This window comes from Terrimonas sp., assembly GCF_003075435.1.
GTDB lineage: Bacteria > Bacteroidota > Bacteroidia > Chitinophagales > Chitinophagaceae > Agriterribacter.
In genome coordinates this window covers 16,258-29,912 of sequence record NZ_QCZJ01000013.1, presented here as the reverse complement: position 1 = coordinate 29,912, position 13,655 = coordinate 16,258, and the positions used below count along the sequence as shown (strand labels likewise).

General features: G+C 40.4%; 13 protein-coding genes. 7 read left to right on the top strand and 6 right to left on the bottom strand.

What is annotated here, in order from left to right; translation table 11 throughout:
- Positions 1-16 precede the first annotated feature (16 nt).
- Positions 17-505: a GyrI-like domain-containing protein gene (locus DC498_RS14725; protein WP_116874942.1), complete on the top strand. Its 489-nt coding sequence runs from the start codon at positions 17-19 to the stop codon at positions 503-505.
- Positions 506-522: 17 nt separating this feature from the next.
- Positions 523-1,011 carry a 2'-5' RNA ligase family protein gene (locus DC498_RS14720; RefSeq protein ID WP_116874941.1) on the top strand — a complete coding sequence of 163 codons (489 nt, stop codon included), beginning with the start codon at positions 523-525 and terminating at the stop codon, positions 1,009-1,011.
- Positions 1,012-1,044: 33 nt separating this feature from the next.
- On the opposite strand, the gene DC498_RS26650 is transcribed toward DC498_RS14720, so the two are convergent.
- Positions 1,045-1,176 (bottom strand): hypothetical protein, encoded by a 132-nt coding sequence (locus DC498_RS26650; protein WP_255415847.1) that lies wholly within the window; start codon positions 1,174-1,176, stop codon positions 1,045-1,047.
- Positions 1,177-1,249: 73 nt separating this feature from the next.
- Between DC498_RS26650 and ispG the strand changes: the two genes are divergently transcribed.
- On the top strand, positions 1,250-3,367 hold the full coding sequence (ispG, locus tag DC498_RS14715; protein WP_116874940.1) for a (E)-4-hydroxy-3-methylbut-2-enyl-diphosphate synthase: 2,118 nt from the start codon (positions 1,250-1,252) through the stop codon (positions 3,365-3,367).
- A 5-nt stretch (positions 3,368-3,372) separates the two neighbouring features.
- Here the strand turns inward: ispG and DC498_RS14710 are convergent, their stop codons facing one another.
- Positions 3,373-3,828, bottom strand: coding sequence for a hypothetical protein (locus DC498_RS14710; RefSeq protein ID WP_133176863.1), 456 nt, complete (start codon positions 3,826-3,828; stop codon positions 3,373-3,375).
- Between the two features lie 164 nt (positions 3,829-3,992).
- On the opposite strand from DC498_RS14710, the gene DC498_RS14705 reads away from it, so the two are divergent.
- Together DC498_RS14705 and DC498_RS14700 are read left to right on the top strand one after the other, a co-directional pair.
- Positions 3,993-5,231: a DUF418 domain-containing protein gene (locus DC498_RS14705; protein WP_116874938.1), complete on the top strand. Its 1,239-nt coding sequence runs from the start codon at positions 3,993-3,995 to the stop codon at positions 5,229-5,231.
- A 27-nt stretch (positions 5,232-5,258) separates the two neighbouring features.
- Complete coding sequence (locus DC498_RS14700; protein ID WP_116874937.1) at positions 5,259-6,098, top strand: N-acyl homoserine lactonase family protein; 840 nt, start codon at positions 5,259-5,261, stop codon at positions 6,096-6,098.
- Positions 6,099-6,108: 10 nt separating this feature from the next.
- Here the strand turns inward: DC498_RS14700 and DC498_RS14695 are convergent, their stop codons facing one another.
- The 4 genes from DC498_RS14695 to DC498_RS14680 form a co-directional block, all read right to left on the bottom strand.
- On the bottom strand, positions 6,109-6,957 hold the full coding sequence (locus DC498_RS14695; RefSeq protein WP_116874936.1) for a polysaccharide deacetylase family protein: 849 nt from the start codon (positions 6,955-6,957) through the stop codon (positions 6,109-6,111).
- Positions 6,958-7,192: 235 nt separating this feature from the next.
- Positions 7,193-7,462 carry a hypothetical protein gene (locus DC498_RS14690; RefSeq protein WP_116874935.1) on the bottom strand — a complete coding sequence of 90 codons (270 nt, stop codon included), beginning with the start codon at positions 7,460-7,462 and terminating at the stop codon, positions 7,193-7,195.
- Positions 7,463-7,473: 11 nt separating this feature from the next.
- On the bottom strand, positions 7,474-7,779 hold the full coding sequence (locus DC498_RS14685) for a DUF1360 domain-containing protein (RefSeq protein WP_240628021.1): 306 nt from the start codon (positions 7,777-7,779) through the stop codon (positions 7,474-7,476).
- Between the two features lie 19 nt (positions 7,780-7,798).
- The gene (locus DC498_RS14680) at positions 7,799-9,937 is read right to left on the bottom strand and encodes a hypothetical protein (RefSeq protein WP_116874933.1); all 2,139 of its coding nucleotides are present in this window, start codon (positions 9,935-9,937) and stop codon (positions 7,799-7,801) included.
- Between the two features lie 254 nt (positions 9,938-10,191).
- Between DC498_RS14680 and DC498_RS14675 the strand changes: the two genes are divergently transcribed.
- Together DC498_RS14675 and nadB are read left to right on the top strand one after the other, a co-directional pair.
- Complete coding sequence (locus DC498_RS14675) at positions 10,192-11,694, top strand: lipopolysaccharide biosynthesis protein (RefSeq protein ID WP_116874932.1); 1,503 nt, start codon at positions 10,192-10,194, stop codon at positions 11,692-11,694.
- A 317-nt stretch (positions 11,695-12,011) separates the two neighbouring features.
- Complete coding sequence (gene nadB, locus DC498_RS14670; protein ID WP_116874931.1) at positions 12,012-13,631, top strand: L-aspartate oxidase; 1,620 nt, start codon at positions 12,012-12,014, stop codon at positions 13,629-13,631.
- The last annotated feature ends 24 nt before the right edge of the window (positions 13,632-13,655 follow it).

The following is a 13,655-nucleotide window of genomic DNA, read 5'->3' as shown; positions in this document are numbered from 1 at the left end:
AAATTAAATTTGTAAAGTGACCCCGGAAATTAGAACCATTGCAGAAAAAAAATTGGTTGGAAAGCGACTAACCATGAGTTTTGCAAACTACCAGGTTGTCGGACTTTGGAAAAGTTTTATGCCAGGGCGAAAAGAAATCACAAACAATTTAACTAATGACCTGATTTCTTTGACGGTTTACAAGCCAAATCATTTTGCAGATTTCAAACCGACAAATGAGTTTGACAAATGGGCAACGGTTGAGGTTTCGGATATTGATAACGTCCCAACTGAAATGGAGATCTTTACATTAACCGGCGGACTTTATGCCGTTTTTGACTACAAGGGTTCAAATACAGACCTTTCGGTTTATCAATACATTTTCGAAACCTGGCTACCCGGTTCAGACTATGTTTTAGACGACCGGCCACACTTTGAAATATTAGGCGATAAATACAAAAACAACGACCCGTCATCCGAAGAAGAAATATGGATACCGGTAAAAGCGAAAAATACAGGAAATTAAAATCGGTAAAATGAATTATGAGAAGGCAACTTACTTTGCTTGTAAACAAAATGTATACAAAGGAAATTGAAGCCATACGCAGAAAATATAATCCTGTTCAATACGCTTTGATCAACGCTCACGTTACATTATGTCGGGAAGATGAAATTCAGGATATTCAACAAATCCTAGAAAACTTAAAAAATCTCAATCAAAAACTAATAACCATAAGCTTTGAAAAAGTAGAAAGATTTTCTGACGGAAAAGGCGTTTTAATTTCAGCTCACGAACACAATACCGGATATCACGCTTTACGAAAGAAAATACTGGAAAATACAAACCAGGAAATAAGATTTCCGAAACCGCATATAACGCTGATGCATCCGGAAAATTCAACCTGTACAGATGAAATATTTGAAGAAATTCAACAACTGAAATTTCCAAAGACCATAACATTTAATATCATTTCGCTGATTGAACAATTCAATACCGGGAAATGGAAGATTTTACAGCAGTTTAGAATATAACACCAACAGGCATTTAAAAAATAGCGGCTTAAACTAAACGTCAAATGAAGTGCTGCTTTTGAACTTCTCTGCCGGCACTTCTCTTTTTACCATCACATTGCAAATCCTTAACTGCGTCAATACAAGTTCATGCTTAATATTATATTCCGGATCCATTTTATTCAATGATAACAAATTTGAACTATCCACCCACATTAGTTTGTTTACCTTTGCTGCTCAATTTTGATACACTTATTGTATGCAGTGGTATTGCGAATCATTAACAGAATATAAACGCTTAAAAACCAGGGAAGTAAATGTGGGAGACCTGCTTATAGGCAATTTTAACCCCATACGTGTGCAAACCATGACGACCACGGACACGATGGATACCATTGCCACCGTGGAGCAAACCATCCGTTGTATTGAAGCCGGCGCGGAACTCGTCCGGATAACAGCCCCCAGCAAAAAAGAAGCGGAAAACCTGCTGAATATTAAAAATGAATTGCATAAAAGAGGTTATAAAACACCATTGATCGCTGATATTCATTTTACACCTAATGCGGCTGAGATTGCTGCGAGAATTATTGAGAAAGTACGCGTCAACCCGGGCAACTATATTGACAAAAAGAAATTTGAATTTATTGAATATACTGATGCGGAATATAACGCAGAGATTGACCGAATCCGCGAGCGCTTCACTCCTCTTGTTAAAATTTGTAAGGAATATGGTACTGCTATGCGCATCGGCACCAATCACGGGTCGCTGAGCGACAGGATCATGAGCCGTTATGGTGATACTCCGATGGGCATGGTGGAAAGCGCCATGGAATTTCTGCGTATTGCCAGGGATGAGAATTATCATAATATTATTCTCAGCATGAAATCGAGCAACCCGCAGGTGATGGTGCAGGCATACAGGTTGCTGGTCCGGCAGATGACGGATGAATTCCACGAAAACTATCCATTACACCTGGGCGTAACCGAAGCAGGTGATGGCGAAGATGGCAGAATAAAATCAGCTATAGGTATTGGTACGCTGCTGGAAGACGGCATCGGTGATACCATACGGGTATCCCTGACCGAAGATCCGGAATTTGAAATACCGGTATGTAAGGATATTGTGAAAAGGTATGGGGTGTCGGCTGTGAGCTATCAGCAGTCAGCTATCAGCAGTCAGCTATCAGCAGTCAGCGGTCAGCAGTCAGCGGTCAGCCATCAGGAGCTATCAGCTATCAGTCTCCTCCTTCACAACCCATTGCTCACAGCCCATTGCCCACAGCCCATTGCCCACAGCCCCTTTGAATACAAACGCCGCGATACTTTTGTGGTTGATAATATCGGCGGGCACCATGTGCCGGTAGTTGTTGCTGACGTAAGCAAGGCTGGCGAAATAACACCTGCTGTTCTTCAGCGCGTTGGCTATACTTATGATGAAAACCTGGATAAGTGGAATATCGGCGATATGGCTGCCGATTATATTTATGCTGAAAACGGCGCATTACCTTTTGCATTACCCGGAACACTGAAAGTGATTATTCCCGCAGCACAATGGGCATTATGCAGTGATAAGGATAAATATCACCCTATATTTTCTTTAGAAGCATTCATCACAGCACCGGCTGATGCAAAAAGCCAGTCAATCAATTTTGTGATGCTGGATTGTAAAGGCAATAACAATATTGCTGCTGATGTTTTGAATATAATAAAGAACGATCGTACAGTTGTATTATGCTTGAGCAGCACCAACAAAAACGCGATGCAATCTGTGCGCAGTATGTTTACCTTACTTGAAGAAAAACATATTGATAACCCGGCAATACTGATAACAGATAGCGGCTGGCAAACACCGGATGAACACCTGATACATTTTGCTACAGAAACAGGCGCATTGTTTTTAGACGGATTTGGAGATGGTATTTGCCTGGGGATGAAACAGGCAAGCTACGATCTGCTTTCTAACAATTATGACCGGCTTAATGCCAGCGGAAGAAATTACATCAACAACAAAAGCGCAGAACAGTTCATCAATAATACAGCCTTTTCGATCTTGCAGGCAACACGTACCCGCATTTCAAAAACCGAATATATCTCCTGCCCTTCCTGCGGAAGAACATTGTTTGACCTCCAGGAAACCACGGCGAAGATCCGCGCTGTAACCAATCACCTTAAGGGCGTTAAGATTGCTATTATGGGCTGCATAGTAAACGGGCCGGGTGAAATGGCCGATGCAGACTTTGGTTATGTAGGGAGCGGGCCTGGAAAGATCACTTTATACAAAGGCAAGGAAGTAGTTAAGCGGGCGGTGAACAGTGATATAGCGGTGGAAGAACTGATCAATCTGCTTAAAGAAAATGATGCGTGGTTAGAGCCATAGAATGCCTATTCACACGGATATCCTGATAGTTTAACAGAAGTATTAAAAGTTAATGAATCAAGGTTCTTGAACCTAAACTTTTCATTTTCATCTACAATATCGCCATATCCTTCTGTAAAGCTATCTCCATCTGATTTAAATGCAACCTGCCTTATCGACTGTGTTCCTTCTGACATAAATGTATAATCTGCAACCAGTATATTTTCCTTCATATATCCTTGTATAGTGCCCATATTCTTGTCTTTTTCTTTTAGCTTATAAACCAATGTGCCTGTAACAGATGCTCCAACCCTGATTAATTTTAAAACAACAGTATCTGATGCGCTTTCATATTTATAGCAATTAATAATGGATGACGAATTGGTTTTATTGGCTTCCGGGGTTTCATTTTTCGGTTTCTCTCCTGCGGGATTACATGATACATATACACCGAGGAGCATTAATATATAGAGTGGTTTCATGTTTTTTAATTCAAGTTACAAATATTGTTTAAATGCCTGCATTCATTTAGCTGCCAGGTTGCTTTTACCGGTAGCGCCAGGATATAATTATTTATTTCAACCATCAATTTAAAATTCTTCCTTTTGGTGAAAAAGTTTTGTAGCTTAATGCATTACAAAATGCAATGCTTCAACCCAAACATTTTCCTGTAGCCGATAATGCCCGCTCCGGTGTATTAGATGTGTTAAGAGGATTTGCTTTGCTTGGAATTTGCATTGCTAATGCGGGTTATTTTTCAATGTATATTTTTCAGAAGCCGGAGCATATTGCCGCATTTTCCACGGCAGCTATTGATCGCTGGCTAAAATATTTCAATACTGCTCTTATTGATGGCAAGTTTTATTCCCTTTTTTCTTTGTTATTTGGTATAGGCTTCGCTATAATTTTTTTTCAGAAAAATGAAGGCAGTACCAAAGGTTTACTCTTTTTTTACCGAAGGATTTTCTTTCTTGCAATATTCGGGCTTGCACATAGCTTTTTATTGTGGGATGGTGATATTCTTTTCTTTTATGCTATAACCGGAGCAGTTTTGCCGCTATTCAGAAAATGCAGTAACAAGACGCTTATTATTTCAAGTATAATTCTACTGGCTTCTCCGCTCTTGTTTGATTTAGCAAAAGTTCTTACAGATGGCAAATGGAATATTAGTCACCCATTTGCAATGGCTGGTATTTATTATGATAACAAAGCCGGAATAACAGAAGATAATATACCAACATGGGTTATTGCTCATAAAAATTATAAAGGCATTTTATTATGGAATCGCTCTGGGTTCTGGTGGGGCTGGCAACACAGGATGGATACAAACCGCTTACCCAAAGTACTAGCTATGTTTATTTTAGGTTTGTGCGTTGGAAGAGCAAAACTCTATGAACGTATTGAACAAAATAAAACGCTTCTGAAAAAAATTAGTATTTGGTGCCTGGTTACAGGCTTTTGCTCGGGTTTGGGATATACATATTTCGATGATGATAATATTTCTTTGCCGGCACCTGGCGGACTTTGGGATACATTATTTTATTGTTTGAATGTAGCGCCTCTGAGTGTAGGTTATGCGTCAACAGCTATATTGTGGTATCATCGCAGTCCTTCAAAATTTAGCTGGCTGCAGCCTATAGGAAGGATGGCACTCACCAACTATATTGCTCAAAGCGTATTTGGTATTATACTGTATTATGGCATAGGCTTTGGACTTGGAGGTAATAAAGGCTTGGCATTTTTTATACCTGTGGCAATACTGATTTTTTTAGTACAGGTTCTATACAGTCATTACTGGATGCGGTATTTTAATTACGGACCGTTGGAATGGTTGTGGCGTCAACTCTCCTACGGAAAGAGACTACCAATAAAAAAACACATTTAATTTATTCCTCTATAAACCAAAGCAACAATGAAATACCTTCTTTTATTTACCGGCATATTATTTTCTGTATTACTTAATGCGCAGGGCAGTTTTGAAATTTATGCACTGAAATATGCAGTTCTTAAAGCGCCTACTCCTGTATCCAACTGGGTAAATAACGGACCGGAAAAAGACAGTGTATCCATAAGTTTTCATTTCTGGCTGATCAAATCTCCTGAGGGAAAAAATATATTGGTGGATGCAGGTTGCAGAATGGACCTGTCAAATGCCATCGACTTCGGCCTTACCGACTATGAAAGACCTGATTCCGTTTTACTACGGTTGGGCATACCCGCAGATGCAGTTTCGGATATCATCATTTCACATCCGCATTGGGATCATATTGATGGATTACCATTGTTTCCGGGTGCTACGGTATGGATGCAAAAGGAGGATTATACATACTATACCGGGGAAGCATGGCAGAAACCCGTCAAACCAGGTGGCATTGCACCAAGAAACGTGGAGTTTCTGCTGCAATTGAATATGGCCGGCAAATTAAAATTGGTTGATGGTGATAATAAAGAGATCATCAAAGGCATTACAGTTTTCACAGGTTCCCGGCACACTTATAATTCTCAATATGTAGTAGTGCAATCAGGTGTGAATAAAGTAGTAATTGCATCGGATAATATCTGGATATACTATAATCTGCATAAAATGCTGCCGCCGCCATCGTATGGAACAATGAACGCTGCTGGTTACATAAAGAATATGCAGCGGATGAAAACACAGGCTTCAAAACCTCAATACATTTTGCCGGGGCATGATGACGCCATGTTTAAAAAGTTTCCGGCTATTAATGAAAGAGTCATCAGAATACTTTAGGAAAAACTATCTACTCCTTCATCAAATCCATATAGCTGATCAACTGAATATGCTTCTTTTTTATAAAAGCCTTTATCTCTTCATCTGTAAACAGATCTGTTACGCCCTGCCTGTCTTCTGCCACATTTTCATAGCCTATATGATGTATGGCGCGCATTTCCGCGTCATCAAACGCGGGATGCTCAACAAACAAATAAGTATTGCCGGGTTGTAAGGATTCCAGTGTTGCAAGAAAACCTGCTTTCTTTTCAGCAAAGGTTTTATGAGGCCCGGTAAAGCCAATGCTCTTTACTTTTTTCTCAGCAAGATCTATATGTATTTTATATGCTTTGGAAAGTTTTTCGACCATTTGTTTTACCTGCGGATTGATATTTGTACAGCCCATATGCGCGGATATATGGCTGATGCGTGGAATTTTTTTCAGCGCCAGCTCAATCTGTGCCCTGAATTCCTTTTCAATATCTTCTAATGTAAAGGGATGGTCCAGTATAGCGCGTTGGGGATAATTTTTATTCGGCCATATCATCGGGTAAAAATATCCGTCTTCATCTTTTAAAGATGGGCAATCAGAAACCGGTCTCCATTTTACATTATCCCATTCGCTGGTAATAGCAAGATGAATACCAACATCTATGGCAGGATTTTCTGCCAGCAGCTTTACCGCCTCCGGAAACCAGGGTGAAGGAACAATTACTTCAATAGACGTGGCAATACCGTCTTTCCATGTTTTGATCAACGCAAGGTTGCCGCTATGCGCAAAACCCATATCATCAGCACGAACAATCAGCCTGGGAGGGTTTTGTGCATCAGCAAATCTTATGGAAAGAAGAAAAAAGAAAGCAAGGGATAATTTTTTCATGACAAGTTCTTTTGATTACCAGTTAAAGAAGAATATGATACCTTAGCTATGCTTCCCCGATATTAGTAAATCCTGATCAAATGAAGACTGACAACTTGTATTTTAAATTTTTACATTTAACCCTGCTAATAAAAAATCGGGAGATACCCAATATAAGTATCTCCCGGATTGTTTTCAAACCTGAATACGCGACCCCAAACGGACCAATTATTTTCAGCAAAATTTGTTTGTTTATCTAAGCATCCAGCGCTTTTCTTAATACCGGTACTAACATCAATCCGGATGCATCCCTGCTATCTACCTGTAAAACTTCACCCGGGCTATTAAAGCGATATCGCCTGCCGGTTATAGTTCCTGTTACCGTTAATGCCGTATTACCAATATACTCAAACCGAACATTTGCGCTTTTGTTATGGTTGGCATATTCTTCAGCAGGCGAAATAATACCTGTGGCAGTTGAATGTTGCTGAGTAAGGTATTCCCGTTTACTTCCGCAGTTGCACATAGTTTTAAATTTTAGTCTTCTTTATAATCCGGTGTATTAGTTTTTTTATTGCCGGTAAATTGTTCAAGCAGGCAAACAGCCCCTGATATAGCCAGCCAGTACAACAATATTTCCCACCACCTGTTACCGAGCCATATTGCAAATGGAACCGCAACCCAAATGCTTACGCAATAAAAGCAGTCGAGCAGGCTTCCGAAGAAGCCTGTTCCTGCTTTTTTTCTTATGTAATAGATAATGTCAAAAGGTCCGTCTTCCGCCTGCAGCAGGTGTGTAAGCCGCCAGGCTGCCAGCACACTTATAAACATATACCAATACATATTTTAACTTTTACACTAATTATGGTTTACGAACACAGAATCCTCTTGCCAGTGATGAATAATGATAGAATCCGCTGCTGTGCACAATTGTTCTGTCAGTGCCTGCAATCCATACATTATATCCGCAGGGTGGTATAGTAGCCGGCGTTTGTATCTGCCATGTACCTGCTTGCCCTGTATTGGCAAGTGTGCCGCCGGCAAATGATAATGTAGATGTAATCACAGCATCAATAGAAATTACTGACCCTGCTGCTTCGGCTGCAGGTGTTATGCTTATTGACATCGAATGGCAATGATCATCTGCAATTGAATAAGTGCCAGCAATAGTATCTCCCGGAATAAAGTCGCCGCAATTACCGGTTCCGTTTGTAATGTTAATGTCTACAACAGGATATGTTTTATCTACATTAAACATTACGGTATTGCTGCTGTATATAATGTTGTCCGTAACATCAAAAAACTCCATCCTTATAAAATGCTTACCTTCTTTTGTTGGCACAAATTTTCCAAAGAAATCATCTACGATTACTGTATTTGTAAATGGATTTGCCAGGTAATCCATCCAACCATCAGGCGCAACTGGTGTAAGCGTAATGAATGGAGATATTACACCAAGCGTATCTGTTTTTATATTCACGGCATCCATTACCGGATGTTCCGCTGTTGCAGGCTCTGTGATAAGCAACCTGTATTTGAAAATATGATTATTCTGGTTGAATAATCTTCCTCTTATCATAATGTTTCCATCAAACGGACTGTCATTAGCTGTAAATCCAAGTGTATGCACACCGGTAGCATTACCTGTTATTGCGCTTATCAAATCTACCGGCATTCCGCCCAGCAATTCAATAAATGGATAAATTTCGCCCGGCGGCACATCTTTAGGCAATGGTTTTATTTCAACATTGCATTCTTCCCGGTCTCCCCAGGGCGCAATCCAGTCCGGGTTCACCGGCGGCACTACACTCCAGGAAAGTATTACCCTTATTTTTGCTTTGCCTGTTTCGCACCACTTTTTTTGATATGGTGTGAGATAAACATGCAATGGCGCGTTGTACCACAATCCTTCCCGCGGTATGGTGGGAATATCATGCACATTTACAGCACTGGTGCCCATGTATACCCAGCCTCCGCCAAAATCCATATAATAAGCCAGGTATTCCATGCTGCCTTTTGTGCATAAGCCGCCGGAATAACCGGTTGGTCTTTTTATTTGAACAGCGGCGTTGAGCAAATTATAATTCCTGTTCAACCCAACACATTTTACTTCTTCATAGCCTGTATTAAATTTATTTTGCTTTAAAAAATCAAGTATGCTGCCCAGGTTAAGGTCATATTTTTTAAAGAGCTCAAACTTATTACTTGTTATTGCTGAGTTGTTATTGAACAAAGCATATGCAAGCTGATGACCAATCCTGGCATCTTCTACCTGCCCGGAATAATATTTCTTAAGCTCCTGTATTGAAATATTTTCTTCTTTAACCGGTGGCACACAATCAAGGTCTGCTGTTGCATCATCTAACATTGCAAATTGTTGCTCATTAAGTTTAATATCCACTTGTGTAAACAGCTTATCAAAATAACAGATAATGCTTTTTGATGGAGCCGCCTGTATATAAGCTTCAAGCCTGTTGCCCCAAATGGGTATCCACCACCAGTTACCGGGAGGCGGAACGGTATTCCATGAAAGGATGGCTCTTACAAGAGGCAATACCGCATTTTTATCGCAGCAGCTTTTTCTTTTCGGCTTAAATGTTTTACCAACCTCATAACATATATCACTGTCAAAGTTCAGGTCGTGTGCATCAAAATCAACCACGCCTTCATCATCCCATGTAGCGCCATTATCGTAGCTTACAAAAAATCGTACAAATTCTTTGCTGCCCGCGGTGCATGCGCCACCGGCATAGCCAAAGCTTTGCTTTATTTTTATATTGGCGCTTAACCACTCTTTGGCCGGATTATAGCTCACACAAGTCAGCTCTTCAAACGTGGTGTTGAATAAAAGCTCAACTACAGGCTTAAACGCCAGGATCTCCTTATTCTCCTTATCCTGCACTCCAAAATAATTGGGGTTTTCAAGAAGCAATAATTTACTGTTGTTCCGGAATTCAACAAGCTTCGCGGAATCCTGCTGCCCTTTTTCATTCTTCTTCATAATAAAAGTTTTATTTGTTTGTAATAGAGGGTATAGGGTGGATGGTATAGGGTATAGGGGTGGGAGATATAAGGCCTTAAACCCTACACCTCACGCCTTTCGCCTTTAATGGAGGTTTCTGAAAGATATTATTGAGCGGCGCCTTATTGCGAAACCATATGCCGTAAATATTGTTACCTCCTGGTCTGCGACATTAACGAATACATTTTTTTAAACCCGCGCAATTGCTTTTCTTTAGCCTTTATCTTTACCGCATGAGCACTATCAGAAGGCAAAGCATTATCTCATCAATAGTTATATATGTTGGTTTTGCCATTGGTATGCTCAATGTGTATTTTTTTACCAAAGAGGGGTTATTTGCAGAAGATCAGTATGGATTAACCGGCGTTTTTATCGCCATCTCACTGGCTATGCAGGCATTCGCAGCATTTGGTATGCCTTCTTTTGTTTATAAATTCTATCCCTACTACAATTATCATTTGCCTGATAAAAAAAATGACATGCTTTCCTGGGCTTTGCTGGTAAGCATTATAGGTTTTATAATAGTGATGATTGGTGGCTGGCTGCTCAAAGATGTTGTTGTAAAAAAATACAATACCAATGCACCGGAACTGGTGAATTATTATTACTGGATCTTTCCCATGGCATTCGGGCTAACTATTTATACCATATTGGAAGCATATACGCAGATCATAAAAAAACCTGTATTAACCAATTTTCTGCGTGAGGTAGAATGGCGGCTGTTTACAACTGTACTGATCGTACTATTTATTTTTCATGTCATTAAAGATTTTTCCCTGTTCATTAAGCTATATGCTTTGGGATATCCTGCCATCGCACTAACCTTGCTCATTTACCTTGTCTATTCAAAAAAACTCCGCATTAATTTTTCCCCAAGTAAGGTAACAAGGCGCTATCTTAAAAAGATCATTTCGTTTTGTGTATTTGTATATTCCGGTACGCTGGTTTTTACTTTATCACAGGTTTTTGATACTATGGTTATAGCCTCTGTATTGGATGGAGGGCTTGAAAAAGCAGCGATATTTACACTTGCACAAACCATGACAAGTATTATACAGGCTCCGCAGCGCGGAATTGTGGCAGCATCTATCGCGCATTTGTCGCAGGCATGGAAAGATAAAAACATTTCAATGCTGCAGAAGATATACCAGCGTTCTTCCTTAAACCTTCTGCTTTTTGCAGCCGGTATTTATTTGCTTATTGCTCTAAATTATACTGAAGCAATTGTTACATTGAACCTGAAACCGGCATACCTGCTGGGCTTTACAGCCTTTGTTGTATTGGGACTTACTAAAGTTGTTGACCTTGGCACCGGTTTGAATGCACAGATCATCGGCACATCAAATTACTGGAGGTTCGAATTATTTTGTGGTATCATACTCCTGGCGTTTACGTTGCCGCTTACATATATTTTTGTAAAGAAGTTTGATATACTCGGCCCACCGATGGCTACATTAATATCAACGATAATTTATAATACTATCCGGATCATTTTTCTCTGGAAAAAATTTAAACTTCAACCATTTACCAAAGAAACCATTTATACTTTGTTTATCGCGCTTATAAGCTATGTGATATGTTATTTCACATTCAGGAATATGCATGGTTTTGCCGGGCTTATACTACGCAGTTTGGCTTTTGTATTATTATACGGTGGCAGTATAATAGCGTTCAATCTCTCTCCTGACGTAAAGCCTGTATGGAACAGTTTAAAAAACAGGTTGAGATTAAAATAATGCAGAACACCGCATATTCTAAGAAGCTGTTTAAAAACGATTACGGGGATTTTTTCATATAATGATTGCGTACACTTTTAGCCACGATTCACACTCATTATCACGAATAATTCCGGTGTAACAACCTGGTTATTTCACAGAGGTACACAAAGGCTACACAAAGAGCCACAAAGGATAATAAAACACTCTGTGTAATTTTGTGTATGCTTTGTGGCTCTTTGTGTAGCAAATCCTGTGCGAAATCTCTGCTGATATACAGTATGCCGCATCAATTTTCCCTACATCATCTTATCTTGCACTAAACATAGTCAAATCTTATGCAAACTGACTTTCTTGTCATTGGCTCTGGTATAGCCGGACTTACTTACGCGTTAAAAGTTGCTAAAGCCTGCCCGGATAAAAAGGTATTGATATTCACCAAAACAACTTCTGATGAAACCAATACCAAATATGCGCAGGGCGGCATTGCCGGTGTGTGGGATAATGAAAAAGACAGTTTTGACAAGCATATTGAAGATACACTGATAGCCGGTGACGGGTTATGCAATGAGCATGTAGTAGAAATAGTAGTAAAAGAAGGCGTAGACCGTATAAGAGAAATTATTGACTGGGGAGCAAGGTTTGATAAGGATGATGACGGGGATTATGCTTTAGGCAAAGAAGGCGGACACAGTGAGTATCGCATACTGCATCATAAAGATGTAACCGGCCGTGAAATGGAAAGAGCCCTGCTCGAAGCCATAAAACAGCAGCCAAACATTGAAATGATCACACATTGCTTTGTGGTTGATATCATCACACAGCACCACCTCGGCTATCTCGTTACCAAAGCCACACCGGACATTGAATGCTTTGGGGTATATGCCTTAAATCTTCATACAAAAAAAATAGAGAAAATTTTAGCCTCCATTACGCTGCTGGCAACCGGAGGTAATGGGCAGGTATACCGCACCACTACTAATCCTGCCATTGCCACAGGCGATGGTGTTGCTATGGCATACCGTGCAAAAGGAAGAATAGAGAATATGGAGTTTATACAGTTTCATCCTACCGCGTTATATGAAGCAGGATTAAGGGGTCAGGCCTTTTTAATTACTGAAGCTGTGCGGGGCGACGGCGGCATTTTACGCAATATCGATGGCGAAGCTTTTATGGAAAGATATGATGAGCGTAAAGATCTTGCGCCACGTGATATTGTGGCAAGAGCTATAGATAACGAAATGAAGCGCACCGGTACAGAGCATGTTTGGCTTGATTGCCGGCACATGGATAAAGAGAAATTTATTCATCACTTCCCTAACATTTATAAAAAATGCATGTCGATGGGTATTGACATCACCAAAAATATGATACCTGTTGCACCTGCGGCACACTATAGCTGCGGCGGTATTAAAACAGATGAATGGGCAAGAACATCTATCAAACACTTATATGCCGCAGGCGAATGTGCTTCCACAGGATTGCACGGTGCCAACCGTCTTGCCAGCAACTCACTGCTTGAGGCAATGGTATTTGCGCACAGGGCTTATGCAGACGCAGTAAAGAAAATAAAAGACAGCTCCGGCGAGGAATGGGGAATATGGGATAGGGATAATATTCCGGACTGGAGAGCCGAGGGTACAACCGCGCCCAAAGAAATGATCCTCATCACGCAAAGCCTGAAAGAACTGCAATTGCTGATGAGTGATTATGTTGGTATTGTAAGAACCAATGTGCGTTTGGAAAGAGCTATGCGCCGCCTCGACCTGCTGCATGAGGAAACAGAAGAATTATATAAAACCACGGAAGTATCTCCCCAGCTTTGCCAGTTGCGTAATATGATCACTGCCGGGTATCTTATTGTAAAATCTGCAACCTTCCGACATGAAAGCAGGGGCTTGCATTATAATACTGATTATTTGCAGAAGAGTGGAATTGTGCAGAATATTGTGTTGTAGAGAGCTATGAGCTCTGGGCTTTGA